Below are 26815 nucleotides of genomic sequence, written 5' to 3'. Positions count from 1 at the left end.
AGGTGAAAACCTGCTCTTTTTTCATAAGTCAACCTTTAGTCGCCTTTATCTTCTTGAGGTGCTAAAAATATGGTAAAGGAGTATGTCTTGAAGAAGTTAGATCAAAACCAAGCCCCAATTTATGAGGCCTTGGTCAAGCTACGCAAGAAAAGGATTGTTCCCTTTGATGTGCCAGGTCACAAGCGTGGACGAGGAAATCCGGAACTTGTCGAACTGTTAGGAGAAAAATGCGTTGGCATCGATGTCAATTCGATGAAACCCTTGGATAATCTAGGCCATCCCATTTCGATTATTCGAGATGCAGAGGAATTGGCTGCAGATGCTTTTGGTGCAGCCCATGCCTTTCTCATGATTGGGGGAACAACTTCATCGGTGCAGACTATGATTCTTTCCACCTGTAAGGCAGGAGATAAGATTATTCTACCGAGAAATGTCCATAAATCTGCCATCAATGCGCTGGTTCTATGTGGTGCCATTCCAATCTATATCGAGATGAGTGTAGATCCTAAAATCGGCATCGCTTTAGGTCTTGAAAATGACCGTGTTGCACAGGCCATTAAGGAACATCCAGATGCTAAAGCTATCCTAATCAACAATCCTACTTACTATGGGATTTGTTCAGACCTCAAGGGTTTAACGGAAATGGCTCACGAAGCTGGCATGATGGTTTTAGTAGATGAAGCCCATGGAGCGCATTTGCATTTTACAGATAAATTGCCACTATCTGCTATGGATGCTGGAGCTGATATGGCGGCGGTCTCTATGCATAAGTCTGGTGGGAGTTTGACCCAGAGCTCCATCCTGCTTATCGGGGAGCAGATGAATCCTGAGTACGTTCGTCAGATTATCAACCTGACCCAGTCAACATCAGCATCTTACTTGTTGATGGCTAGTCTGGATATTTCACGTCGTAACTTAGCCCTTCGTGGCAAAGAGTCTTTTGAGAAAGTCATTGAGCTATCCGAGTACGCTCGTCGTGAAATCAATGCTATCGGTGGTTACTATGCTTACTCAAAAGAGTTAATAGACGGTGTGTCGGTCTGTGATTTTGATGTAACCAAGCTGTCCGTTTACACTCAGGGTATTGGGCTAACAGGTATCGAGGTTTATGATCTCTTGCGAGATGAATACGATATTCAGATCGAGTTTGGGGATATTGGCAATATCTTGGCCTATATTTCAATTGGTGACCGCATCCAAGACATTGAGCGTCTGGTTGGTGCTTTAGCTGATATCAAGAGACTTTACTCGAGAGATGGGAAGGACTTGATTGCTGGAGAATATATCCAACCAGAGTTAGTGCTGTCTCCACAAGAAGCCTTCTATTCAGAAAGAAAAAGTTTAACCTTGGATGATTCTGTTGGACAAGTCTGTGGGGAATTTGTCATGTGTTATCCTCCAGGAATTCCAATCCTAGCACCAGGTGAACGCATTACACGAGAGATTGTGGATTATATCCAATTTGCCAAAGAACGTGGTTGTTCCCTCCAAGGGACGGAAGATCCAGAGGTCAATCACATTAATGTTATTGAGAGAAAGGAGAACTAGATGGATTTATGGTTTTCTGAAGTTCATACTCCAGATGTGAAATTGTCCCTGAGAACAGCCAAGCAACTCTACGCTGGAAAAAGTGAATGGCAGGATATCGAAGTATTAGATACGCCAGCTTTTGGGAAAATATTAATCTTAAATGGCCATGTCTTGTTTTCAGATGCAGATGATTTTGTTTACAATGAAATGACCGTACACGTTCCCATGGCTGTCCACCCAAATCCCAAGAAAGTCTTGGTTATTGGAGGTGGCGACGGCGGTGTTGCTCAAGTATTAACACTCTATCCTGAACTGGAGCAAATCGATATTGTAGAACCTGATGAAATGTTGGTAGAGGTTTGTCGTGAGTATTTCCCAGACTTTGCTGCAGGGCTTGATGACCCTCGTGTCACCATTTACTACCAAAATGGACTGCGATTTTTGAGAAACTGTGAGGATGATTACGATATTATCATCAACGATGCGACAGATCCATTTGGACATACGGAAGGGCTCTTTACCAAGGAATTTTACGGAAACAGTTACAGAGCTCTCAAAGAAGACGGTATCATGATTTATCAGCATGGGAGTCCCTTCTTTGACGAGGATGAGTCAGCTTGCCGAAGCATGCACCGCAAGGTCAATCAAGCCTTTCCAATCAGCCGGGTCTATCAGGCGCATATCCCAACCAGTCCAGCTGGCTATTGGTTGTTTGGATTTGCATCGAAAAAATACCACCCTATCAAAGATTTTGACAAGGAAGGTTGGAAAAAACGCCAGCTTTTCACGGAATACTATACTGCAAACTTACACGTGGGAGCCTTTATGTTGCCCAAGTATGTTGAGGACATTTTAGAAGAAGAGGAAGGAAAAAAATGAGTCGTTTACTAGTTATCGGATGTGGGGGCGTTGCCCAAGTTGCTATTTCAAAGATTTGCCAAGATAGCGAAACCTTTACAGAAATTATGATTGCTAGCCGTACCAAGTCAAAATGTGATGACTTGAAGGCTAAACTGGAAGGCAAAACAAGTACAAAAATTGAAACTGCTGCTCTTGATGCTGACAAGGTTGAAGAAGTGATTGCCTTGATTGAAAGCTACAAGCCAGAAGCCGTTTTGAATGTAGCACTCCCATATCAAGATTTAACCATCATGGATGCTTGTTTGGCGACAGGTGTCCACTATATCGATACTGCCAACTATGAGGCTGAAGATACAGAAGACCCAGAATGGCGCGCCATTTATGAAAAACGTTGCAAGGAACTTGGTTTTACAGCTTACTTTGACTACTCATGGCAATGGGCTTATCAGGAGAAATTCAAAGAAGCAGGCTTAACCGCTCTGCTTGGATCTGGTTTTGACCCAGGAGTAACCAGCGTCTTTTCAGCATATGCCCTCAAACACTATTTTGATGAAATCCACTATATCGACATTCTAGACTGTAATGGTGGTGACCACGGTTATCCATTTGCAACAAACTTTAACCCAGAAATCAATCTCCGCGAGGTTTCTGCGCCGGGTTCTTACTGGGAAGATGGAAAATGGGTCGAAGTTGAAGCCATGTCAATCAAGCGTGAGTATGATTTCCCTCAAGTTGGTCAAAAAGACATGTATCTCCTTCACCATGAAGAAATTGAATCATTGGCCAAGAATATTCCTGGAGTCAAACGGATTCGTTTCTTTATGACTTTTGGTCAATCTTATCTAACGCATATGAAATGCTTGGAAAACGTTGGTCTCCTTCGTACGGATGCTATTAACTTTAACGGACAAGAAATTGTACCAATCCAATTCTTAAAAGCCTTGCTTCCAGATCCTGCCAGCCTTGGCCCACGTACAGTTGGAAAAACCAATATCGGCTGTATCTTTACAGGTGTCAAAGACGGTGTTGAAAAGACCATCTATATCTACAATGTTTGTGATCATCAGGAATGTTACGCAGAAGTTGGTTCACAAGCAATTTCTTACACGACTGGTGTTCCAGCCATGATTGGGACTAAATTAGTGATGAATGGAACTTGGAAACAACCTGGAGTCTATAACCTTGAAGAATTGGATCCAGATCCATTTATGGAAGCTTTGAATAAATACGGTTTGCCTTGGGTTGTGGTAGAAAATCCGCAAATGGTGGACTAATGAAGTTAGAACAAGTACCCACACCAGCTTACGTCATTGATTTGGCCAAGTTAGAAGCAAACTGTCGCATTCTACAATATGTTCAGGAAGAAGCGGGCTGCAAGGTTTTACTGGCCCAGAAGGCTTATTCTCTCTACAAAACCTACCCCATGATTAGCCAGTATCTGTCAGGTACGACGGCTAGTGGTCTCTATGAGGCTAAGCTAGCTAGAGAAGAGTTTCCGGGGGAAGTCCATGTATTTGCACCTGCTTTCAAGGATGCAGACTTGGAGGAATTGCTGGAGATAACGGACCATATCGTCTTTAACTCAGAGAGACAGTTGCGTAAACATGGTCCTCGTTGCCGAGAGGCTGGTATCAGTGTCGGTTTGCGCCTCAACCCTCAATGTTCTACCCAAGGTGATCACGCGCTCTATGATCCTTGTGTACCTGGATCCCGTTTTGGAGTCACTATAGACAAGATTCCTAGTGATTTGCTGGACTTGGTGGATGGTCTTCATTTTCATACCCTTTGCGAGCAGGGGGCAGATGATTTAGAGACAACCTTGAAAGCAGTCGAAGCGCAGTTTGGTCCTTATTTACATGAGGTCAAATGGCTCAATATGGGTGGTGGACACCACATCACTAGAGAAGACTATGATGTGGATTTGCTAATTTCTGAAATCAAGCGTATCCAAGAAACTTACAATCTTGAAGTCTATATCGAGCCGGGAGAAGCTATTGCTCTCAATGCGGGTTATCTAGCAACTGAAGTATTGGACATTGTCGAAAACGGTATGGATATTTTGGTTTTAGATGCCTCCGCGACCTGCCATATGCCTGACGTACTTGAGATGCCCTATCGACCACCTTTGAGAAACGGCTTTGAGGCGCGAGAAAAAGCCCATACCTATAGACTTTCTTCTAATACCTGCCTGACGGGTGATGTGATTGGAGATTATAGCTTTGGAAATCCAGTCCAAATCGGTGATAGGCTTTATTTCGAAGACATGGCAATCTACTCCTTTGTTAAAAATAATACCTTTAATGGTATTGGATTGCCAAGTCTCTATCTTATGGACGAACAGGGAGACTGTAGCTTAGTCAAATCCTTTGGCTATCAAGATTTTAAAGGGAGATTATCATGATGGACAGTCCAAAGAAATTAGGCTATCGTATGCCAGCAGAGTATGAACCCCATCAAGGCACCCTCATGATCTGGCCAACTCGACCAGGTTCATGGCCCTTCCAAGGAAAGGCTGCTAAAAGAGCATTTACTCAGATTATCAAGACCATAGCAGAAGGGGAAAGAGTCTATCTTTTGGTGGAGCAGGACCATCTATCCGAAGCTCAATCCTATCTTGGAGACAAGGTTGTTTATTTAGATATTCCTACTAATGATGCCTGGGCGCGTGATACTGGGCCGACTATTCTCGTCAATGATAAAAGAGACAAGGTGGCAGTCGATTGGTCTTTCAATGCCTGGGGTGGAGCTGTAGATGGTCTTTATCAAGATTATGAAGAGGATAACCAAGTAGCTAGTCGTTTTGCTGAGGCCTTGGAAATGCCTGTTTACGATGCCAAACCTTTTGTACTGGAAGGCGGAGCAATCCATAGCGATGGTCAAGGAACCATTCTTGTGACTGAAAGTTGCCTACTAAGCGCTGGTCGCAATCCCCACCTGTCTAAAGCGCAAATTGAAAACACCTTATTAGAGAGCCTTGGCGCTGAAAAAGTTATCTGGCTTCCTTATGGTATTTATCAGGACGAAACCAATGAACATGTTGACAATGTTGCCGCTTTCGTTGGTCCTGCAGAGATTGTCTTGGCTTGGACAGATGACCAAAATGATCCCCAATATGCCATGTCAGTAGCTGATTTAGAGCTCTTAGAGCAAGAAACAGATGCAAAAGGGCGTCACTTCACCATTCATAAGCTTCCTATCCCAGCTATTCGTCAAGTTGTCACTAAAGAAGATTTACCAGGCTATACCTATGAAGAAGGGGAAGAAGAGCGTTATGCAGGTGAACGTCTTGCAGCTTCCTATGTCAATTTTTATATTGCCAACAAGGCTGTCTTAGTGCCCCAGTTTGAGGATGTAAACGACCAAGTGGCCCTAGATATCCTCAGCAAGTGTTTCCCAGACCGTAAGGTCGTAGGAATTCCAGCCAGAGATATTCTCTTAGGTGGTGGCAATATTCACTGTATCACCCAACAAATCCCAGAATAGGAGAAAAAGATGAGAAATGTTAAAGTTGCAGCGATCCAGATGCAATGCGCCAAGGATGTGGCGACAAATATCCAAACAGCGGAACGTCTAGTACGTCAGGCTGCAGAACAAGGCGCACAAATCATTCTCTTACCCGAGTTGTTTGAACGTCCCTATTTCTGTCAGGAACGCCAATATGACTACTACCAGTATGCCCAGTCAGTGACAGAAAATACCGCCATCCAGCATTTTAAAGTGATTGCTAAGGAACTAGAAGTTGTTCTACCCATTAGTTTCTACGAAAAAGATGGCAATGTCTTGTATAACTCTATTGCCGTCATTGATGCAGATGGTGAAGTGCTGGGTGTTTATCGGAAGACCCACATACCAGATGATCATTATTATCAAGAAAAATTTTATTTTACGCCTGGCAACACTGGTTTCAAGGTCTGGGATACTCGCTACGCTAAAATTGGGATCGGTATCTGTTGGGATCAATGGTTCCCCGAAACAGCGCGCTGTCTTGCGTTGAATGGGGCAGAATTACTCTTTTACCCAACAGCTATCGGTTCAGAACCGATTTTGGATACAGATAGTTGTGGTCACTGGCAACGTACTATGCAAGGGCACGCAGCAGCTAATATTGTTCCGGTCATTGCAGCTAATCGTTATGGTTTGGAGGAAGTCACTCCTAGTGAGGAAAATGGCGGACAGAGTTCCAGTCTTGACTTCTACGGTTCCTCCTTTATGACGGATGAAACAGGAGCTATTCTAGAGAGAGCTGAAAGACAAGGAGAAGCTGTTCTGTTAGCCACTTATGACCTGGACAAGGGAGCAGGCGAGCGCCTAAACTGGGGACTGTTTCGAGATAGGAGATCCGAAATGTACCAACGGATTACCGACTAGAAGATAAATTTCATAATAAATTTTTGATATTCACGCCTGTCTTACAAAAATGTAAGATAGGCTTTTTAAATGTAAGATGGGTGTACGATTATGCGTAGAAATGTATGCTATACTCTATGTAGATCAAAAAGAAAGAGGTTTATTATGAAAAAATGGAATGCGACACAGTTGAAGTATCTGATGGCGGCAGTAATGGTTCTAGACCATATTCCGCATATTACCGGAATCGTTTCTCCTTTGTGGGAAGGTATCTTTCACGCCTTGACCCGTTGTGTGGGAGTTTGGTTTGCCTATATGGCTATGGAAGGATTTATCCATACTCGAAATTTGAAAAACTACCTCATCCGTCTCTGGAGTTGGGCTCTTATTATGTTTGCTGGAAATAGCCTACTCAATACCCTATTTTCCTCTAAGGGTGTAATGGTTACTAATAATATTTTCTTTACTTTGGCCATCGGTGTTACCATGCTTTGGATTGGTTTTCCCAGAAAAGAGCTGGATAAAAAAGAGAAGTTGTGGCGTCGGATTGGGGTTGCTGTTCTCTTGATTTTCGGTTGTCTTTTTACTGAGGGTGGTATCACTATGCTTCCATTTCTCTTGATTAGTTACTCTTGTCGGAATCGCAAGGGATTGCGAAATCTCCTCTATACTCTCCTTTGGGCCTTCCTATTATTGACTTCTATCCATACCTATGATACTTGGTACCAAACCTTGGAAATGATGCTTTTCAATTCTGACTGGCTCTTTATCACCGTCTTTCCTTTTATGGCCTTGTATAATGGACAGCGAGGAAAAGAAACCAGTTGGAGTAAATATTTCTTTTATATTTTCTACCCAGCCCATTTATGGATTATAGCCTTGATTGCTTATTTGGTTAAGTAGATTCAATATTCATTAGCTCCTTCTTGCTTAAAATGTTAGAGGAGCTTTTCTGTATCTGGAATTCCCAACAAAACATGTTATAATAGTTTTAGAAAGGATGAGGTTTATGGCGAGCATACTTGTAGTTGAAGATAATAATGAAATTCAGGAAATTTTAAGAACACTTCTTGCAGAGGAACACGAGGTGATTCAAGCATTTTCTGGGACAGAAGGTATAATGCAATTTGACAAAGGTGGCATCGATCTCGTCTTGCTAGATATCATGCTCCCTGGGAAAAATGGCGACCAAGTCTTGCAAGCTATTCGACAAACTAGTCAGACTCCGGTCATCATGCTTACTGCTTTAGGTGATAAAAAGCTCATCAGCCAATATCTCTTAGATGGTGCCAATGATTATGTAGTAAAACCTTTTGATTTGGACGAAGTCTTTGCCAGAGTCACCGTGCAATTACGCCAAAGTGGTGAACATCAGTCAGGAGATCGAAGAGAAATTGATAACTTCGTACAAAACTTTAAAAATATCCAGTTTGATGCGGATAGTTTTGAAATAAGTAACGCAACTGAAACCATTCGCCTTGCAAAGAAAGAGTGCCAGATTCTTCAAATGTTGCTCCAGTATCCTAAAAAGATCTTCACAAAGGAAGAACTCTATGAATTGATTTGGGAAGAAAGTTACCTGCCTGGAGACAATACGCTCAACACCCATCTAAGCAATCTCCGTAAAAAACTGCATCAACTGGATCCAAATCATGAGTACATCGAAACCATTTGGGGAGTTGGTGTTCGATTAAAAGGAGACAAATAATGAATTACATTTTGATATCAATATTACTCCTTACTAACATTATTTTGGCGATTTCTTTGATTCGCTATCATATAGCAATTAGAGATTTAAGCAGACAAATGGAAGAAAAGATTCGCTCTGGTAGCATGAAGAGGATTGGTGTAAATTTCTTTTCAAATACCATTTTGCGTCTACATAACCAAATAGAGAATCTATTTCAAGAAGTGGAGCAAAACGAGCTAATCATGAAGCGTGAAAAACGCACCCTAGATATGGCAATCAGTAACATTGCTCATGATATTCGGACACCTTTAACAATCGCTTCAGGATATACCCAGCAACTAATAAAACACCCCGATAATAGTTCAGAAACCTTAAATAAAATAGCCCATCATCAGGATTTGGTTTCCAAACGGTTGGAGGCTCTCCTCGAATACCGTCATTTGATGGAAGGAGCAGTCAAACCGAAACTGGAAGAACTTGATTTATCAACTTTTATAACGAAAAAGACTTTAGCTTATTACGACGTTTTTCAATCTTCACATATTGTTCTTGATTTTAACGTTGAATCAGGATTGAAAACGACGACTGATGAGGACTTGCTTGATCGAATTATACAAAACCTCCTTGGAAATGTTCTCAAGCACGGCAAGGAGGAGGCTCGACTTTCTTTGAAAAAGGAAAAAAATAGGCTTGTTTTGGAAATTGATAATCTTGTAAAAAAACCTATCAAGAATATAGACAATCTCAGCAATCGTTTTTATTCTGAAAATATGTCAGATACCGAAGAATCCTCTGGTTTAGGTCTCTATATTACTGAGGAATTAGTTCATCTTCTTGGAGCGGATATGAAGCTAGCCACTGATGGAGGATGGTTTTCAGTCTTTATTTATCTTTAACAGAAGAAACCTCCTCTATATCCTAGAGGAGGTCCTTTTTATAAGCTTTTCTTCTTGAAAATAGTCAGTCCACTGAAAGAGAAGAAAAGTATGACTGTTACGCAAACCGTGATGGTATAGAGAATAGCTTGACTATTACTAGTCATAGCATAGGCAAAATTTAAGTTTAAATATCGTAGAATTTCAATGTCTGGGAAAATAAACATTGGCATAGAAAGGATGATAGAGCTAATCAGATAACCAATAAATACGGCAAGATAAGAATGAGTCAGGTAGAGAATAAAGGAAATAATCGAAAGCCAAGCGAGAAGGCAGAGAAATTGAAGGAAAATCATTAAGAGGAGATTAGTAACAAAACCATCAGGTATCGTACCAAGTCCGTTTAGTAGAGTTGAGGGAACAAAAGCAATCACAAGGCTGGCGATGAGTTGTAAGAGAGCGATACTTGCTAGAACAAAGGATTTAGCAAGGAAAAACTCTGTACGAGAAACGCCAACTGTCAAACTATTTTTATAAAGCTTACCGATTAGATCAACCCCAAGAACTAAACACACTAGAATAATGCAGAGAAAAACGAGGTTTGAATCATTGCTAGACGCATTGATAAGAGCTTCTATCCCATTCCAACCATGGGTTCGAGTCTCTGGAGGTGTTGTCTGAACTGACATTAAATGTCCTGTAGCCCCGATAGTGGCACCCATTAGCAAGAGTACAAAGAGAATGAATTCTGTAATCCAGAATCCTTTGGAGCGGAAAAGACGGTAAAAATCTGCTTGAATGGTATGTATCATGATTTTTCTCCTATTCTACCAATTGTGTGAAGTATTCTTCTAGGTTTTGACGGGCATGGTAAATCTCGTCAATGGCTACATCTGCTAATGTTAATTCCTTAAGAATCTGTTTGACATCTTGTTCATTACCAAAGATATGGATTTCATTTTCAGGATTGACAACCTTAAACTGGAGTTGGATTTGTTCTTTCAATACCTGACAAGCTCTTTCTTTATCGCTTGTTTTAAGCACAATATAATCCTCACTCAGTGTTTCAAACTCGGCTTTACTGATTTCACGGATAATCTTACCTTGATCTAGAATACCAAAGCGATTAGCTAAGAGATAGAGTTCTGATAAGATATGGCTAGAGATGAGGATAGTTATGCCTTTTTCTTGATTGAGGCGCTGGATCATGAGACGAAATTCTTTGATTCCAATTGGGTCGAGGCCGTTAATGGGTTCATCAAGAATCAGGAAGTCAGGTTTGGATAGAAGGGCAATGGCGATGCCAAGCCTTTGTTTCATTCCTAGCGAGAAATCACGAAAGACTTTTTTACCTGTATCTGACAAACCTACATAATCCAGTGTTTCTTGAATCACCTTATCAGCATTTGGAATATGACGTATCATACAATAATATTTCAGATTCTGGTATGCTGTTAAGTGATTATGGGCTACAGGCGATTCTATAACTGAACCTACTCGAGATAGAGCTTTGGTCCACTCATTTTGTTCTTGGCTGGAAAAGAGGGAAACTGTACCTTTGTCCGCAAACAATAATTGTGTAATGATTTTAATAAGAGTAGTTTTACCTGCTCCATTTTTTCCAATTAGACCATAAATATCTCCCTCTTTTATGGTTAGACTAAAATCTTGAAGAATAGCTTGTTGGCCGAATTGTTTGGTCAGTCCATGAATTTCGAGTACTGTTTTCATGATTTTCTCCTTTTGATTTGTTTTACTAACTTTAGTATAAGGTATAGAAATCAAAGAAAGTTCAAGTAATTCTAAAGAGTTTCTAAAGTTTTGTGATTCTTAAAAAAACAAAACCCAGTTGATATGACTGGGCTTTTTTACTATAAAATATACTTCTCAATCGCACGCGCAACGCCGTCTTCTTCGTTGCTGGCTGTAACGTCATTAGCAAGGGATTTGACATAATCGCTGGCATTTCCCATAGCAATGCCAAGTCCTGCAAACTGAAGCATTTCGATATCGTTATTTGCATCGCCCATGGCCATAATTTCTGAGGGTTCGATCTTCAAAATCGCTGCTAGTCGAGAAAGAGCAGTAGCCTTTGTTGTTCCAAGTGGCATAGCTTCATAAATAACAGGCTGCGAACGAACTCCACTGAATCGTTTGCAGAGTTCCTCAGCAAACCGCTGCTCAAAATCATCTGTTTGCTCTTTTGTTCCTAAAAACATACCTTGGAACATCCGATATTTGCCACTGGTCGCTTCCTCAAGGGAGATTTCAGTCAGGTCTGAAAAGACTAGCTTGGCATCATTTTGAACAATTTCATTTGGCTTGCCACCGAGGACAAAATAATGTTTCTCATCAAAAAGAGTTAACTGGACGTCGCTTTTTTCTGCTAAGTCATAGAGGTATTCAATGTCAGCTGGACTGAGTTCTTGCCAGTCAACTAGACCCCAGTCACTGGTCTGGTGGGTTGAACAACCATTATTGACAATGACGTACTCATTCTGGAGGTCCAGTCCTAGTTTTTTATAGTAGGGAAGGACACCGAAAAGCGGGCGACCTGTACAGAGAACCAGTTTGACACCTTTTTCAATAGCTTGATGAATAGCAGTGATGTGGGTTTGTGGGATTTCCTTGGCTTCATTGAGGAGGGTTCCGTCCATATCCAAGGCTAGTAGTTTAATCATAAGACTTCCTTTTCTAGGTGTTTTGCTTTTATTATAGCATATAGACTATGAAATGTCTGACAGAATTGTAAAATTCAGCTTTCCTTTTCTTGAAAAACAAAGTAAATTCTTATATAATATGTATACTTAATATTTTAGGAGAAATAATGTCAAAGTATCACTTTAATTCAATTTACAAAAATGATGAAACAGAGTCTACAGGTCTTCTTTTCATCAAAGTTTACAACAAGTGGGAAAGCAACTTAAAAAGAGTTTTAAAATCGGTTGGTCTTACTCTGCCTCAATTTATCGTTTTGACTTCGCTTTTGTTTCTGTCTAATAGAGAGGAATATCTAACGCAAGTTGATATTGCTCGGTTCACTGGTATGGATGTCATGACGGTTTCCCAGATTGTTAGGCTACTGGAGAAGAAAGACTACATTAAACGTGATCAACATCCAAAGGATAGTCGGGCAAAACTGGTCTCAGTGACGAAGTCTGGTGCGGAGAAGGTCAATCAAGCTTTACCCTTAGTAGAAGGGGTTGATGAGGAATTTTTTGAAAAACTTTCTAACGATAGAGAAAGTTTTAATCGCATGTTAGCAGAGTTGGAGGAGAAAAATGCCTAGATATTGGGTCGGAGTTGTTTCGAAGAATCATGTTTTGAGAGGAGTTGAAGGAAATTTTTGTCAGGTCTGTCATGGAAAGGGCGGTCCCTTAAATCGTATGAAAAAAGGTGACTATCTTTTATACTATAGTCCAAAATACGATATGAATGGTCAAGATAAGTTACAGGCTTTTGTGGCCGTAGGTAAAATTATAGATGACAAAGCCTATCAAGTAGAGCAATTTGAAGGATTCTTTCCCTTTAGACGAAATGTCGAGTATTATCTACTGGTCAAAGATTGCTCCATAGAAATAGCCAGACAACACCCTGAATGGAGAGACTATACTTCTCGACTTCGTTATGGACATTTTGAAGTTTCCAAAGACTTTTTCCTCTATATCTTTCATCATATGAAAGTGGAAGATGAAGCTTGATTGATTTGCTAGTTAAATGATTGTCAACTAGAATTTTGGATTTGGACTGTGAAGCGAACTTTGCTATAATAGAGTAAGAAACTTTGATAAACCAAACGAGGCTGAGATGAAATTACTTTATACTGATATTCGGACTTCTTTGACTGAAATTCTAACCAGAGAGGCAGAAGAGCTAGTTGCTGCAGGCAAGCGTGTTTTCTACATCGCACCCAACTCTCTTTCATTTGAAAAGGAACGCGCCGTGCTGGAATGCTTGTCCCAGCAGGCTTCTTTTGCGATTACCGTCACGCGTTTTGCTCAGATGGCTCGTTACCTGTTCTTGAATGATTTGCCAACTAAGACGAGTCTAGATGACATCGGTCTTGGTATGGCCTTTTATAAGTGCCTTGCGGAACTCGATCCCAAGGACTTACGTGTTTATGGTGCAATTAAGCAGGATGCTCAATTTATCCAGCAGTTGATTGAACTTTATCATGAGATGACGACTGCTCAAATGAACTTTTTAGACATGGAAAGTTTAACAGATGAAGATAAGCGAGCGGATTTACTCTTGATTTTTGAGAAAGTAACTGCTTATCTCAATCAAAATCAGTTGGCTCAGGGAAGTCAGTTGACCCATTTGGTTGAGGCTATTGAGAATGACAAGGTAAGTAGTGATTTCAGTCAGCTTGCCTTGGTCATTGACGGTTTTACCCGTTTTTCTGCCGAGGAGGAGCATGTGGTGGATCTGCTCCATCGCAAAGGTGCCGATATTGTCCTTGGTGCTTATGCAAGTAAAAAGGCTTATACCAGTCCTTTCACTGAAGGGAATCTCTACCAAGCCAGTGTGGAATTTCTTCATCATTTGGGGGCAAAATATCAAACACCTGCTCAGAATCGTTCTCAGACTCATGAGAAGATGGATAGCTTTGACAAGGCCTCTCGTTTGCTGGAGTCTTCTTATGACTTTTCAGAACTCACTTTGGATGTTGATGAGAATGACCGTGAGAATCTGCAAATCTGGTCTTGCTTGACGCAAAAAGAGGAGTTGGAGTTGGTAGCCCGTAGCATTCGTCAGAAATTACATGACAATCCAGAACTGAGTTACAAACATTTCCGAATTCTGTTAGGAGATGTGGCTTCTTATCAGTTGTCCTTAAAGACTATTTTTGACCAGTACCAGATTCCATTCTATCTTGGTAAAAGCGAATCCATGGCCCATCATCCCTTGACCCAGTATGTGGAGTCTATTTTGCATTTAAAACGCTACCGTTTCCGTCAGGAGGATTTGATTAATCTTCTCAGAACAGGCTTGTATACTGACCTTAGCCAAGCGGATATCGATGCTTTTGAGCAATATCTTCGCTATCTTGGCATCAATGGCTTGCCAGCTTTTCAGCAAACCTTCACTAAATCCCACCATGGAAAGTTTGATTTGGAGCGTTTGAACGCCATTCGTCTGCGAGTTTTAGCGCCACTTGAAACCTTATTTACCAGTCGAAAACAAAAGGCTGAAAATCTCTTGCAAAAGTGGAATACTTTTCTAAAAAATGCTGCCTTAAGCAAGCAGATGCAAGACTTGACAGCTACTATGGAAGCTCTAGAACAGGAAAGACAAGCTGAAGTTTGGAAAGCCTTTTGTCATGTTTTAGAACAATTTGCGACAGTTTTTGATGGTTCACAAGTTAGTCTGGAGGACTTCCTAGCCTTGCTCCACTCAGGGATGAGTTTATCTCAGTATCGCACTATTCCAGCGACAGTGGACACTGTTCTGGTGCAGAGTTACGATTTGATTGCACCACTGACTGCTAACTTTGTCTATGCCATTGGACTCACTCAGGATCATTTACCAAAAATCGCGCAAAATACTAGCCTTTTGACAGACGAAGAAAGACAAAGTCTAAACCAAGCTACTGAAGAGGGAGCGCAATTACTGATTGCAAGCAGTGAAAACCTCAAGAAAAATCGCTATACCATGCTTTCCTTAGTTAATGCTGCCCGTAAACAGTTGGTGTTGTCAGCACCAAGTCTTCTCAATGAAAATGAGAGCAAGGAATCTGCCTATCTTCATGAACTGGTTAGTTTTGGATTTAGCCGGATAGAGAAGAAGATTCATCAAAAAAGTCTGTCTAAGGATGATATGGGTTCTTATCACAGTCTCTTGTCTAGTCTGGTTGCTTATCATCAGCAAGCGAATTCTAGTGAAAATGAGCAAGATTTGACCTTTGTCAAGGTTCTAGCGCGTGTCATGGGGAAAAAACTTGATCAAAAAGGTCTTACAAATCCAGCTATCCCAACTAGTCCAAGCAGCAAGCCTTTAGCTAGGGAAACCTTGCAGGCTCTCTATCCAGCTGACAAGGAGTTTTACCTGTCTACGTCTGGTTTAACGGAGTTTTACCGTAACCAATACAGTTATTTCCTCCGTTATGTCTTAGGTTTGCAGGAAGAATTGCGCCTTCGTCCAGATGCTCGCAGTCACGGAAATTTCTTACACCGTATTTTTGAACGTGCCTTGAAACTGCCTGCTGAAAATCCGTTTGATCAACGTCTGGAGCAAGCTATTAAGGAAACCAGCCAAGAACGCGAATTTGAGGCTATTTATCAGGAAAGTTTGGAAGCCCAGTTTACCAAGGAAGTTCTACTTGATGTTGCGCGAACTACGGGCCACATCCTTCGTCATAACCCAGCCATTGAAACCATCCAAGAGGAAGCAACATTTGGTGGCAAGGATCAGGCATTTATTCAATTGGATAATGGTCGCAGTGTTCATGTTCGAGGCAAGGTTGACCGTATTGATCGCCTGAAAGCAGATGGTGCGCTAGGAGTGGTGGACTACAAGTCTAGTCTGACTCAGTTCCAGTTTCCTCATTTCTTCAATGGGCTTAATTCCCAGTTGCCAACCTATCTTGCTGCCCTAAAAAGTAAAGGGGAGCAGAACTTTTTCGGTGCTACGTACTTGGAAATGGCTGAACCTGTCCAATCTTTATTAGCTGTTAAAAGTTTGGCTGGAGCAGTAGCAGAAGCCAGCAAGTCAATGAAATACCAGGGACTCTTTTTAGAAAAAGAAAGTGGTCATTTGGGCGAATTTTACAACAAAAACAAGGTCAATCAGCTGACAGATGAGGAGTTCCAGCTCTTACTAGACTATAATGCCCATCTTTACAAGAAAGCAGCTGAGAAGATTTTAGAAGGCCAGTTCGCCATCAATCCCTATACCGAAAATGGCAGAAGCATTGCCCCATACGTTCAGCAACACCAAGCTATCACAGGTTTTGAAGCTAATTACCACTTGGCTCAAGCCCGTTTCCTAGAGAAGTTAGACTTACCTGATGGCAAGCGCCTAGTCGGAGAAAAGCTCAAGCAAGCTTGGTTTGAAAAAATGAGAGAGGAGTTGAATCGATGAAGCCCATTTCCTTTTTGACTGAGGAAGAAATTCAAAAATTGCAAGAAGCAGAAGCGAGTTCGAGCAAGGAACAAAAGAAAACTGCCGAGCAAATTGAAGCCATTTATACGGCAGGGCAAAATATTCTTGTTTCAGCGTCTGCTGGTTCAGGGAAGACCTTTGTCATGGCAGAGCGTATTCTGGATCAGTTAGCGCGTGGTGTAGAAATCAGCCAACTCTTTATCTCGACTTTTACCGTTAAGGCTGCTACAGAACTAAAAGAACGCTTGGAGAAAAAAATCAGCCAACAAATCCAAGAAACCGATGATGTTGATCTCAAACAACACTTGGGACGTCAGTTGGCAGATCTGCCAAACGCGGCCATCGGAACTATGGACTCCTTCACACAAAAGTTCCTCGGTAAACATGGCTATCTGATTGATATCGCACCAAATTTCCGTATTCTACAAAATGAAAGTGAACAGTTAATCCTCAAAAACGAAGTCTTTCATCAGGTCTTTGAAGCCCATTACCAAGGTGAGGATAAAGAGAAATTTAGTCGTTTGGTGAAGAACTTTGCTGGGCGTGGCAAGGATGAAAGAGGTCTGCGCCAGCAAGTCTACAAAATCTATGATTTTCTTCAATCCACCAGTAGCCCCCAAAAATGGCTGAACGAGTCTTTTCTCAAAGGGTTTGAAGAAGCTGACTTTGCAAATGAAAAAGACAAACTAACTGAGCAAATCAAACAGGCGCTTTGGGACTTGGAAAGTTTCTTCCGTTATCATCTGGATAATGATGCCAAGGAGTTTCCCAAAGCTGCCTATTTAGAAAATGTGCAGTTGGTTCTGGATCAAATTGCCTCCTTAAATCAAGAGTCCGATAGTCAGGCTTATCAAAAAGTTCTTTCACGTGTTGTCGCTATCTCTAAGGAGAAAAATGGTCGGGCTCTTGCTAACTCTAGTCGAAAGGCTGATTTGAAGCCACTGGCTGATGCCTACAACGAAGCAAGAAAGGCCTGGTTTGCTAAACTGGGACAATTAGCAGACCAGATAACGGTTCTCGACTACCAAGAACATTATCATGAAGACACCTGGAATCTAGCTAAAACCTTCCAAACCTTTATGAGTGATTTTGTGGAGGCTTATCGAGAACGTAAACGCCAGGAAAATGCCTTTGAATTCGCTGATATCAGCCATTACACCATTGAGATTTTAGAGAATTTCCCACAAGTCCGCAAGGCTTATCAGGAACGATTCCACGAAGTCATGGTCGATGAGTATCAGGATACCAACCACATTCAAGAACGGATGCTGGAATTGCTGTCTAATGGCCACAATCGCTTTATGGTGGGGGATATCAAGCAGTCCATCTACCGTTTCCGTCAGGCAGACCCGCAGATTTTCAATGAAAAATTCCAACGCTATGCGCAAAATCCTAAAGAAGGCAAGTTGATTCTCCTCAAGGAAAATTTCCGTAGTAGTTCAGAAGTGCTGTCTGCAACCAATGATGTTTTTGCACGCCTTATGGACAAAGAAGTCGGCGAAATCAACTATGACAGCATGCACCAGCTTGTTTTTGCCAATACCAAACTAACTCCTAATTCAGAAAACAAGGCAGAATTTCTCCTCTACGATAAGGACGACAGTGGGCAAGAGGAAGAAGAGGGTCAGACAGATACGAAACTCACAGGTGAAATGCGCTTAGTCATCAAGGAAATCCTGAAGCTCCATCAAGAGAAAGGTGTGGCCTTTAAGGAAATTGCCCTTTTGACTTCCAGTCGCAGTCGTAATGACCAGATACTCCTAGCTCTGTCTGAGTACGGGATTCCTGTAAAAACAGATGGAGAACAAAACAATTACCTCCAATCTCTAGAAGTGCAAGTCATGCTAGACACTCTTCGTGTTATTCACAATCCCCTGCAAGACTATGCCTTGGTTGCGCTTATGAAGTCTCCAATGTTTAGCTTTGATGAGGACGAGTTAGCACGCTTGTCTCTTCAGAAAGCAGCTGATAAAGTCCAAGAGAATCTTTATGAGAAACTGCTTCATGCTCAAAAACGGGAAACTGAGCGGAAAGAGTTAATTCATTCAGCTTTAGCGGAAAAACTAAGCCAATTCATGGATATTTTGTATTCTTGGCGCTTATATGCCAAAACCCACTCCCTTTATGACTTGATTTGGAAGATTTATAACGATCGTTTTTACTATGATTATGTTGGAGCCTTGCCTAACGGTCCTGCCAGACAAGCCAATCTCTATGCCTTAGCTTTGAGAGCAGACCAGTTTGAAAAGAGTAATTTCAAGGGTTTGTCGCGTTTTATACGTATGATTGACCAAGTCCTAGAAGCCCAGCACGATCTCGCAAGCGTAGCCGTCGCACCGCCTAAAGATGCCGTGGAACTCATGACCATTCACAAGAGCAAAGGGCTGGAGTTCCCTTACGTCTTTATCCTCAACATGGATCAGGACTTCAACAAGCAAGATTCGATGTCAGACGTCATTCTCAGTCGTCAAAATGGGCTTGGTGTCAAATACATTGCCAAGGTGGAAACAGGAGCAGTGGAAGCACACTATCCTAAAAACATCAAACTCTCCATTCCTAGCCTAACTTATACGCAGAATGAAGAGGAATTGCAACTGGCTAGCTATTCAGAGCAGATGCGTTTGCTGTATGTTGCCATGACGCGGGCCGAGAGAAAGCTTTATCTTGTCGGTAAGGGCTCTCGTGAAAAGCTAGAAGCCAAGGAATACCCAGTAGCAAATAACGGAAAATTAGATAGTAATACCAGACTGCAAGCCAAGAATTTTCAAGATTGGATCTGGGCTATAACCAAAGTATTTGCCAAGGAAACTCTCAACTTTAGCTATCGTTTTGTTGGTGAAGACCAGTTGACCAGAGAAGCTATCGGTCAATTGGAAAACAAGAGCCCTCTACAAGATAGCTCTCAAGCAGACAACCGCCAGTCAGAAACCATCAAAGAAGCTCTGGAAATGCTGAAAGAGGTGGAAGTTTATAATACTCTTCACCGTGCAGCCATTGAACTACCAAGTGTTCAAACCCCAAGCCAAATCAAGAAATTCTACGAACCCGTTATGGATATGGAAGGGGTAGAAATTACTAACCAAACAAAATCATCAGAGAAGCAAATCAGATTCGATTTGCCAGACTTTTCAACAAAAGAAAAGGTAACAGGAGCTGAGATTGGTAGTGCCACCCATGAACTTATGCAGAGAATTGACCTTAGTCAGCAACCAACACTTGCTAGCCTGACAGAAACACTCAAACAAGTTCAGACTAGTCCAGCTGTTAGAGACAAGATCAATCTTTCTAAAATTCTCGCATTCTTTGATACAGCACTTGGTCAGGAAATTCTCGCTAATACCGGCCATCCCTATCGCGAGCAACCTTTCTCCATGCTTAAACGAGACCAAAAGAGTCAGGAAGACTTCGTTGTCCGTGGGATCTTGGATGGCTATCTGCTTTATGAGGATCGCATCGTTCTTTTTGACTACAAGACTGACCGTTATGATCAACCAAGTCAACTCATAGACCGCTATCGTGGGCAGTTAGCCCTCTACGGAGAAGCTTTATCACGAGCCTATTCGATTAAAAATATTGAAAAATACTTGATCTTACTAGGTAAAGACGAGGTTCAAGTTGTAAAAGTATAATCTAGAAAGGAGACCTCATGCCACTTCCAGTTAGAAAATCCCTGCATGATGCAGTTTTACAAGCTTCGCAAGCAAATACTTGGGATCAAGCTACCAAGGAATGGAATGAAGTTTCCTTGATTTTTAATGGTATTGGACGTAGCAATTGTATCTGCGGAAATGCCATTAAGTACGCTTACGAACTCTTTAACAATGTCACAGGACAACGTCTCTTTCCCATCGGCAGTGACTGTGTTCGCCATTTTCATCGATTAAGCCTTGACCAACAACTAGAAGAGGAAGAGAAACTTCTCAGAAAGCTTGAAAATCTGACTAGAAAAGTTAAGAAAAAGGAAAAAATCAAGGTCAATAAAAGCGATTTTGACGAAAAACTTCTAAAATGGTTTTGGGAAAAAGGTGTTTTCAAAGCCAATCGTGGCAATCAATTTGCACCTGAGAAAGATTACCAGCTTTTCCTAGAAGTCTTTCAAGGTGGAAGTTGGACCAAGGCAGAGCCAAAAAAGAAGGCTCGTCTGGAAGAAGTCCTTGAAAAGTGTATCAAACCCTTTCTACTTGGTAAGTCTGATGATCAACTATACCTTATCAAGCTAGGTAAGGAGAAAATAGACTACGAGCAACATTTACGGATCCAGGCAGAGAAAGAACGTAAGAAAAGAGACAAAATCGCCAAGCAATACGCTGACAATCTCATTCTAGCCATGGGGCCTGCTGAACGCGCCTATCAAGATTACTTTGGCTTTACAGAAACTCTCACACCAGAAGAACGAAAATGGGAAAAAATCCTTTTTGGAAAGAATAGGGAAGAGCGGGCCATCAAGGCAAAGCAAAATCAAAAAGAGCTTGAAAAAGACCAGAGAATTGTGAATCAAGATCCTCTCGAGAGAAAGCAAAAGCAGATTTGGCTTCTCAATTCTTATTTTCGTGATTTGCCTGATGAAAAAGCCAAATTTTCTCGACTCTTACTAGAATATCGAAAAACTGGAGAAGTGCCCTTTTCAGAGGATTACATGTCTGATCATTTAATCGACTTTTTCTACAAGATGAAAGCCTTTGAGTTTGAAATTGCTCCAGATCAAGTTGCTGAATTCTTAAAAGAATGTCTAGAAGCGGACCACCTATCTTCAGCTCAATCAACTTGGATTAGGGGGATTTTGACCAACTGCCTTCAACCATTTTTAGAAAGATTAGTCATATAGAAAAATCCTACCTTGTCTATACATGGTAGGATTTAAGTATCTTCAAAGATATATTGATACAGTTGAACCACTTTCTGAAAACGTTGCGTATCCATTCTAGTTATTTTTTGAGCATTGCGCATCCGAAAATCAAAGGTATAAAGTTGAAATGGATTGACATCACCATCTACCTTATCCGACGAGACAGGAACGAGCAGGCCTCTTTCTGCTAAATGTTTCTGACCATGGGTGATGGGACAGACAGCCACAAAACCAGTTTGCAAAGCATATTCTCTCCTAGACACAACCAAGGCAGGGCGCCGTTTTTGAATTTCCCGACCAACTGATGGATCAAAGTCGAGCCAAATGATATCCTGCTTTTCAGAAATATAATCACATTTCGCTGTCAATGATTTTTACCCCTTCAAAATCATTTGTCATTCTTAAATCAGCAATCCCATCAAAAGGATCTTTTAGCTTAGGAGCCAAGACAATAACCCCATCAATTCCTTTATAGACAACCATTTCTTGACCTTCCGTCATACCCAAATTTTTAGGAATGGTCACTGTGAGAGAATTTCCCACCTTCCGAGTCTTTACTGTATTCATCGCTCTACCTCCACGAAACCGTATATACAAAGTATATACCAAACAATACATTAAGTCAAGTGAATATTGAATTACATAAATTTAGTTATGTACTATAGTGTGATTTTATTTTAGTCAAAGCCTGTGCAAAAACACCTAATTTATGATAGAATAGATGGTGAGAAAGAAAACGTTTTATTACGTTTTTTTAGTCGGAAGGGGAAAATATTATGGCTACTATTCAATGGTTTCCGGGCCACATGTCTAAGGCTCGGCGACAGGTTCAGGAGAATTTAAAATTTGTTGATTTTGTGACGATTTTGGTGGATGCTCGGCTACCTTTATCTAGTCAAAATCCTATGTTAACAAAGATTGTTGGGGATAAACCAAAACTTCTGATTTTAAACAAGGCAGATCTAGCTGATCCAGCGATGACAAAAGAATGGCATCAGTACTTTGAATCACAAGGGATTCAAACACTGGCTATCAATTCCAAAGAGCAAGTTACTGTAAAAGTTGTGACAGATGCAGCCAAAAAGCTTATGGCTGATAAGATTGCACGCCAGAAAGAACGCGGTATAAAAATTGAAACCTTGCGGACCATGATTATCGGAATTCCAAATGCCGGTAAGTCAACTCTCATGAACCGTTTGGCTGGGAAAAAGATTGCAGTGGTTGGCAATAAACCAGGTGTTACCAAGGGGCAACAATGGCTCAAAACCAATAAAGACCTTGAAATCCTAGACACACCAGGGATTCTCTGGCCTAAGTTCGAAGATGAAACCGTCGCTCTAAAACTGGCCTTGACTGGAGCAATTAAAGACCAGTTGCTTCCTATGGACGAAGTGACCATTTTTGGTCTCAATTATTTCAAAAAACATTATCCAGAAAAGCTAGCTGAACGCTTCAAACAAATGAAAATTGAAGAAGAAGCACCTGTTATCATTATGGATATGACACGTGCCCTTGGTTTCCGAGACGACTACGACCGCTTTTACAGTCTTTTCGTCAAGGAAGTTCGTGATGGAAAACTCGGTAACTACACCTTAGATACATTGGACGACATCGATGACGACGATTAAAGAAATCAAAGAACTTCTTGCTGCTGCCAAAGAATTAGACAATCCCCTTTTTCTTGAACTGGAAAAGGATAGTCGTTCTGGAGTTCAAAAGGAAATCAGCAAGCGTAAAAAAGCCATTCAGGCAGAACTGGATGAAAACCTTCGTTTGGAATCCATGCTTTCCTATGAAAAAGAGCTTTATAAACAAGGATTGACCTTAATAGCAGGTGTTGACGAGGTCGGTCGTGGTCCTCTGGCTGGGCCTGTAGTCGCTGCAGCCGTTATTTTACCAAAAAATTGTAAGATTAGAGGCCTCAACGATAGCAAAAAGATCCCCAAAAAGAAACATCTGGAAATTTATCAAGCCGTTCAAGACCAAGCTTTGGCAATCGGTATTGGTATCATGGATAATCACATCATTGACCAAGTCAATATCTACGAGGCTACCAAACTTGCCATGAAGGAAGCAATCTCCCAGCTCAGTCCACAACCTGAGCACCTCTTGATAGATGCCATGAAACTGGAGTTGCCGATTTCTCAAACAGCAATCATCAAAGGAGATGCAAACTCTCTCTCTATTGCAGCTGCATCTATAGTGGCCAAGGTGACACGGGATAATATTATGAAGGACTATGATAATCAATATCCTGGCTATGATTTCAGGGCTAATGCAGGCTATGGAACAGCTAAACACCTAGAAGGACTAGAAAAACTAGGTGTCACCCAAATTCACCGAACCAGCTTTGAACCAGTCAAAACACTGGTTTCAACTAAGAAAGATAAGTAAGAGGAAATGATTATGGAGGAACAGTCAGAAACACTCAGTTCCAAGAAAGAATTTGCCTTTGCATCAAGTACCATATTATCCCAAGTTGGGCGAGGAGTCATTGTCGGTCTCGTCGTCGGTCTCATCGTCGGATCCTTTCGTTTCTTAATCGAAAAGGGATTCCACCTGATACAAGGACTCTATCAAGATCAAGCGCACCTAGTCCGCAATCTTTTTATCATTGGTCTATTTTATCTAATTGTTAGCTGGCTCAGTGCGAAATTGACTCGATCGGAAAAAGATATCAAGGGTTCAGGAATTCCTCAAGTCGAAGCCGAATTAAAAGGACTCATGACTCTTAACTGGTGGAGTGTCCTCTGGAAAAAATATATTCTAGGGATTCTTGCTATTGCCAGTGGCCTTATGCTAGGTAGAGAAGGGCCAAGTATTCAACTTGGAGCAGTTGGTGGTAAAGGCATTGCCAAGTGGCTCAAATCTAGCCCAGTAGAGGAACGTTCCTTGATTGCCAGTGGTGCTGCAGCAGGATTAGCAGCTGCCTTTAATGCACCAATCGCAGGTCTTCTCTTTGTTATAGAAGAAGTTTACCACCATTTTTCACGCTTTTTTTGGGTCTCAACTTTAGCAGCTAGTCTCGTAGCAAACTTTGTTTCTCTGCTCATATTTGGCCTAACCCCCGTACTGGATATGCCAGATAACATCCCTCTCATGACCCTAGACCAGTATTGGATATACCTCCTTATGGGAGTTTTTCTCGGGCTTTCTGGTTATCTCTATGAGAAAGCTGTACTCAATGTTGGTCGAGTTTATGATTGGCTTGGTCAAAAAATCCATTTGGATAGAGATTATTATCCAATCTTGGCCTTTATCCTTATCATACCAGTCGGGATTTTCTTGCCACAAATCCTTGGTGGTGGAAATCAGGTCGTTCTTTCTTTGACTGAGCAAGATTTTAGTTTCCAAATTCTATTAGCTTACTTTTTGATTCGCTTTGTTTGGAGCATGATTAGTTATGGAAGTGGTCTCCCAGGAGGAATTTTCCTTCCCATTCTGGCTCTCGGTTCCTTACTTGGTGCCCTGGTTGGTGTTATTTGTGTGAATCTTGGGCTTGTCAGTCAGGAGCAATTCCCTATATTTGTCATTTTAGGAATGAGTGGCTACTTTGGAGCAATATCTAAGGCTCCCTTAACAGCTATGATACTCGTAACTGAGATGGTGGGTGACATTCGCAACCTCATGCCACTTGGCTTAGTGACCTTGGTTGCCTACATCGTCATGGATCTACTCAAGGGTGCCCCAGTCTATGAGGCCATGTTAGAAAAAATGCTACCAGAAGAAGCAACAGACGAAGGAGAAGTAACACTAATTGAAATTCCTGTTTCAGATAAAATAGCAGGAAAACAGGTTCACGAGCTCAACTTGCCACATAACGTACTCATCACCACCCAAGTCCATAATGGCAACAGCCAAACAGTTCATGGCTCAACTAGAATGTATCTGGGTGATATGATTCACCTGGTGATTCCAAAAAGTGAAATTGGAAAAGTCAAAGATTTGTTGTTGTAGGTGATGTTTACATAATTTATTTTACGTAGAATATTATTGAAAGGATTCTCAATGAAAAGAAATAAGGCAATTGCGGTATATTTGCTAGGCACATTTAGCCAAATAGTATCAGTTTGTCTCCTTTTCTTTCTCTTGAATCATTTTTCTGTTCAGTCCAATCTATTATCTATTTTAGGAATCTTTCTAGGTGGCATTTCTTCAGCTCTTTGGGGAATAATTGTTGCAAATCACTATTTTCATATTCATTTTAAGAAGATCGTTAACGATTTTTTGAACATTCATACCAGTTACAAACATTATTTATTATCTTTTTTCCTTATTGTCCTTGATTTTTCTTTTCTAATGTTTGGTGGGAAAATAGTAGAATTTAGCTGGTATCTCCCATTTTTGATGTTCTTCAAATTTATTGTCTTTGGTGGTATAGAAGAGATTGGATGGCGATATGTCTTTCAACCAATTTTACAAGAAAAGTTGCCATATTTTTACTCAACAATCCTAACCTTTTTCAGCTGGGCAATTTGGCATCTGTTGTTCTTTTACATAGATGGCTCCCTAGCAACACTGCAAACTCTACCGTTTCTAATTGGATTGCTGACGAATTCTTTCATACTCTCAGCTCTTTATAACAAAACAAAGAATCTCTTGATTTGCGTTATGACACATTCGATCATTAACGTCTTGTCTCAGCTAACCATAGATACTAATCGATACGAAACCTACCTAATCAAAATTTTCGTCATCTTGGTATCCTGCTATATGGTAGTACATAAAAAAGATGTGCATAGTCGGTAGCTGATTTTGTTAGAAACAGTATTATTCTTTGGAAAAGTTATTTGCTAAGGAGGACATACATCATAATGAAAATACTCGATGTTCTATATAATTTTTATGGTGATTTTGATTTCATTAAAGAAAAATGGAATGAAAAATACGAAGGTATTCTTATCAAGATAAAGGAAGAGCAAGGGTATAAAAGATGCCGCTTGGCAAAAAGAACACCAAAAAAAGAAGGATATTTTACTGTTTTTTGGAAAAAAGACCAAAACAACAAGAACATTCCTTATACCAATGAAGACTTAGGGAATGAACTTGTTATCGTTGCCATCGACAATGATAAGAGGGGACTATTTATTATTCCAAATGAGGTGGCTATTCGTAAAAACATTCTCTCGACAAAAGATAGCAAGGGAAAAATGTCTATGAGATTTTATCCTCCTTGGTGTTCAAATTTAAATACAACAGCTCGAGCAACACAAAAATGGCAATTGCAATATTTTAGAGAAATTGAAATATAAACATATTGCTGGATTACATACACATAAAAGACCTATTTCTTATAAAACTAAAAGTTTATGTACAATTGACTTAGGATGGTCTAAACCCTTGATAATATTGAGATAGAAACATAAAATACATATATTGAAAAAAGTATTTTATTTTATGTTTGTACATTATTTTAAAAAAGAATATTGTATAAGGTTTGTATCGATGGGAATACTGAATAGTAAATAGTAAATAGTAAATGGATATTTTGGAAAAGCCTCTTGATTTAAAAAGACACCTTTACTTTGCCCAAAAAAAGTAGTGCGTAATTTTCCCGTCAGA

Annotated in this window: 24 protein-coding genes; 19 read left to right on the top strand and 5 right to left on the bottom strand. The window is 40.8% G+C overall.

The window, feature by feature from the left end; all coding sequences use genetic code 11:
- Nucleotides 1-87 precede the first annotated feature (87 nt).
- The 9 genes from E2R31_RS06065 (at nucleotide 88) to E2R31_RS06025 (ending at nucleotide 9324) form a co-directional block, all read left to right on the top strand.
- Nucleotides 88-1548 carry an aminotransferase class I/II-fold pyridoxal phosphate-dependent enzyme gene (locus E2R31_RS06065; protein WP_132973430.1) on the top strand — a complete coding sequence of 487 codons (1461 nt, stop codon included), beginning with the start codon at nucleotides 88-90 and terminating at the stop codon, nucleotides 1546-1548.
- Nucleotides 1549-2409 carry a polyamine aminopropyltransferase gene (gene speE, locus E2R31_RS06060; RefSeq protein WP_000366710.1) on the top strand — a complete coding sequence of 287 codons (861 nt, stop codon included), beginning with the start codon at nucleotides 1549-1551 and terminating at the stop codon, nucleotides 2407-2409.
- On the top strand, nucleotides 2406-3665 hold the full coding sequence (locus tag E2R31_RS06055; RefSeq protein WP_132973428.1) for a saccharopine dehydrogenase family protein: 1260 nt from the start codon (nucleotides 2406-2408) through the stop codon (nucleotides 3663-3665). The genes speE and E2R31_RS06055 overlap by 4 nt, the downstream gene beginning before the upstream one ends.
- Nucleotides 3665-4792, top strand: a complete 1128-nt coding sequence (nspC, locus tag E2R31_RS06050) for a carboxynorspermidine decarboxylase (RefSeq protein WP_132973426.1) — start codon at nucleotides 3665-3667, stop codon at nucleotides 4790-4792. Before E2R31_RS06055 ends, nspC begins: the two co-directional genes overlap by 1 nt.
- Nucleotides 4789-5874, top strand: coding sequence for an agmatine deiminase (gene aguA, locus E2R31_RS06045; protein WP_132973424.1), 1086 nt, complete (start codon nucleotides 4789-4791; stop codon nucleotides 5872-5874). Before nspC ends, aguA begins: the two co-directional genes overlap by 4 nt.
- Nucleotides 5875-5883: 9 nt before the next feature.
- Complete coding sequence (aguB, locus tag E2R31_RS06040) at nucleotides 5884-6759, top strand: N-carbamoylputrescine amidase (protein ID WP_132973422.1); 876 nt, start codon at nucleotides 5884-5886, stop codon at nucleotides 6757-6759.
- Between the two features lie 144 nt (nucleotides 6760-6903).
- Complete coding sequence (locus E2R31_RS06035; protein ID WP_132973420.1) at nucleotides 6904-7641, top strand: TraX family protein; 738 nt, start codon at nucleotides 6904-6906, stop codon at nucleotides 7639-7641.
- Nucleotides 7642-7747: 106 nt separating this feature from the next.
- The gene (locus E2R31_RS06030) at nucleotides 7748-8446 is read left to right on the top strand and encodes a response regulator transcription factor (protein WP_132973418.1); all 699 of its coding nucleotides are present in this window, start codon (nucleotides 7748-7750) and stop codon (nucleotides 8444-8446) included.
- The gene (locus E2R31_RS06025) at nucleotides 8446-9324 is read left to right on the top strand and encodes a sensor histidine kinase (RefSeq protein WP_132973416.1); all 879 of its coding nucleotides are present in this window, start codon (nucleotides 8446-8448) and stop codon (nucleotides 9322-9324) included. Before E2R31_RS06030 ends, E2R31_RS06025 begins: the two co-directional genes overlap by 1 nt.
- Nucleotides 9325-9362: 38 nt before the next feature.
- Here the strand turns inward: E2R31_RS06025 and E2R31_RS06020 are convergent, their stop codons facing one another.
- The 3 genes from E2R31_RS06020 to E2R31_RS06010 form a co-directional block, all read right to left on the bottom strand.
- Nucleotides 9363-10115, bottom strand: coding sequence for a hypothetical protein (locus tag E2R31_RS06020; RefSeq protein ID WP_132973414.1), 753 nt, complete (start codon nucleotides 10113-10115; stop codon nucleotides 9363-9365).
- A 10-nt stretch (nucleotides 10116-10125) separates the two neighbouring features.
- Nucleotides 10126-11034, bottom strand: a complete 909-nt coding sequence (locus tag E2R31_RS06015) for an ATP-binding cassette domain-containing protein (protein WP_132973412.1) — start codon at nucleotides 11032-11034, stop codon at nucleotides 10126-10128.
- Nucleotides 11035-11174: 140 nt separating this feature from the next.
- A complete protein-coding gene (locus tag E2R31_RS06010; protein WP_132973410.1) occupies nucleotides 11175-11984 on the bottom strand; it encodes a Cof-type HAD-IIB family hydrolase in 810 nt (269 codons plus the stop codon).
- A gap of 146 nt (nucleotides 11985-12130) precedes the next feature.
- Here E2R31_RS06010 and E2R31_RS06005 point away from each other — a divergent pair, with 146 nt between their 5' ends.
- From E2R31_RS06005 to E2R31_RS05985, 5 genes are all read left to right on the top strand, one after another.
- Nucleotides 12131-12592 carry a MarR family winged helix-turn-helix transcriptional regulator gene (locus E2R31_RS06005; protein ID WP_132973408.1) on the top strand — a complete coding sequence of 154 codons (462 nt, stop codon included), beginning with the start codon at nucleotides 12131-12133 and terminating at the stop codon, nucleotides 12590-12592.
- The gene (locus E2R31_RS06000) at nucleotides 12585-13004 is read left to right on the top strand and encodes an EVE domain-containing protein (protein WP_132973406.1); all 420 of its coding nucleotides are present in this window, start codon (nucleotides 12585-12587) and stop codon (nucleotides 13002-13004) included. Before E2R31_RS06005 ends, E2R31_RS06000 begins: the two co-directional genes overlap by 8 nt.
- A 106-nt stretch (nucleotides 13005-13110) precedes the next feature.
- On the top strand, nucleotides 13111-16386 hold the full coding sequence (gene rexB / locus E2R31_RS05995; protein WP_132973404.1) for an ATP-dependent nuclease subunit B: 3276 nt from the start codon (nucleotides 13111-13113) through the stop codon (nucleotides 16384-16386).
- Nucleotides 16383-20036, top strand: coding sequence for a helicase-exonuclease AddAB subunit AddA (addA, locus tag E2R31_RS05990; protein ID WP_132973402.1), 3654 nt, complete (start codon nucleotides 16383-16385; stop codon nucleotides 20034-20036). The genes rexB and addA overlap by 4 nt, the downstream gene beginning before the upstream one ends.
- Nucleotides 20037-20053: 17 nt before the next feature.
- Nucleotides 20054-21232 carry a hypothetical protein gene (locus E2R31_RS05985; protein ID WP_132973400.1) on the top strand — a complete coding sequence of 393 codons (1179 nt, stop codon included), beginning with the start codon at nucleotides 20054-20056 and terminating at the stop codon, nucleotides 21230-21232.
- 32 nt (nucleotides 21233-21264) lie between these two features.
- Here E2R31_RS05985 and E2R31_RS05980 read toward each other — a convergent pair whose 3' ends face one another.
- Nucleotides 21265-21621 (bottom strand): type II toxin-antitoxin system PemK/MazF family toxin, encoded by a 357-nt coding sequence (locus E2R31_RS05980; RefSeq protein WP_132973398.1) that lies wholly within the window; start codon nucleotides 21619-21621, stop codon nucleotides 21265-21267.
- Entirely contained in the window at nucleotides 21605-21820 is a 216-nt protein-coding gene (gene mazE / locus E2R31_RS05975; protein ID WP_001098938.1) for a type II toxin-antitoxin system PemI/MazE family antitoxin, read from the bottom strand. The genes E2R31_RS05980 and mazE overlap by 17 nt, the downstream gene beginning before the upstream one ends.
- A 209-nt stretch (nucleotides 21821-22029) precedes the next feature.
- On the opposite strand from mazE, the gene ylqF reads away from it, so the two are divergent.
- The 5 genes from ylqF to E2R31_RS05950 all read left to right on the top strand — a co-directional run bounded on the left by ylqF (nucleotide 22030) and on the right by E2R31_RS05950 (nucleotide 26505).
- Nucleotides 22030-22881, top strand: a complete 852-nt coding sequence (ylqF, locus tag E2R31_RS05970; protein ID WP_132973396.1) for a ribosome biogenesis GTPase YlqF — start codon at nucleotides 22030-22032, stop codon at nucleotides 22879-22881.
- Entirely contained in the window at nucleotides 22868-23647 is a 780-nt protein-coding gene (locus E2R31_RS05965; protein WP_132973394.1) for a ribonuclease HII, read from the top strand. The genes ylqF and E2R31_RS05965 overlap by 14 nt, the downstream gene beginning before the upstream one ends.
- A 12-nt stretch (nucleotides 23648-23659) precedes the next feature.
- The gene (locus tag E2R31_RS05960; RefSeq protein WP_132973392.1) at nucleotides 23660-25210 is read left to right on the top strand and encodes a ClC family H(+)/Cl(-) exchange transporter; all 1551 of its coding nucleotides are present in this window, start codon (nucleotides 23660-23662) and stop codon (nucleotides 25208-25210) included.
- A 51-nt stretch (nucleotides 25211-25261) separates the two neighbouring features.
- The gene (locus E2R31_RS05955) at nucleotides 25262-26002 is read left to right on the top strand and encodes a CPBP family intramembrane glutamic endopeptidase (protein ID WP_132973390.1); all 741 of its coding nucleotides are present in this window, start codon (nucleotides 25262-25264) and stop codon (nucleotides 26000-26002) included.
- 65 nt (nucleotides 26003-26067) lie between these two features.
- A complete protein-coding gene (locus E2R31_RS05950; RefSeq protein WP_132973388.1) occupies nucleotides 26068-26505 on the top strand; it encodes a MepB family protein in 438 nt (145 codons plus the stop codon).
- Nucleotides 26506-26815 lie beyond the last annotated feature (310 nt).

The organism is Streptococcus downii, from assembly GCF_004353325.1.
Classification (GTDB): domain Bacteria; phylum Bacillota; class Bacilli; order Lactobacillales; family Streptococcaceae; genus Streptococcus; species Streptococcus downii.
Note: the sequence above shows the minus strand (reverse complement) of the source record. Positions and strands in the feature narration are given on the sequence as shown.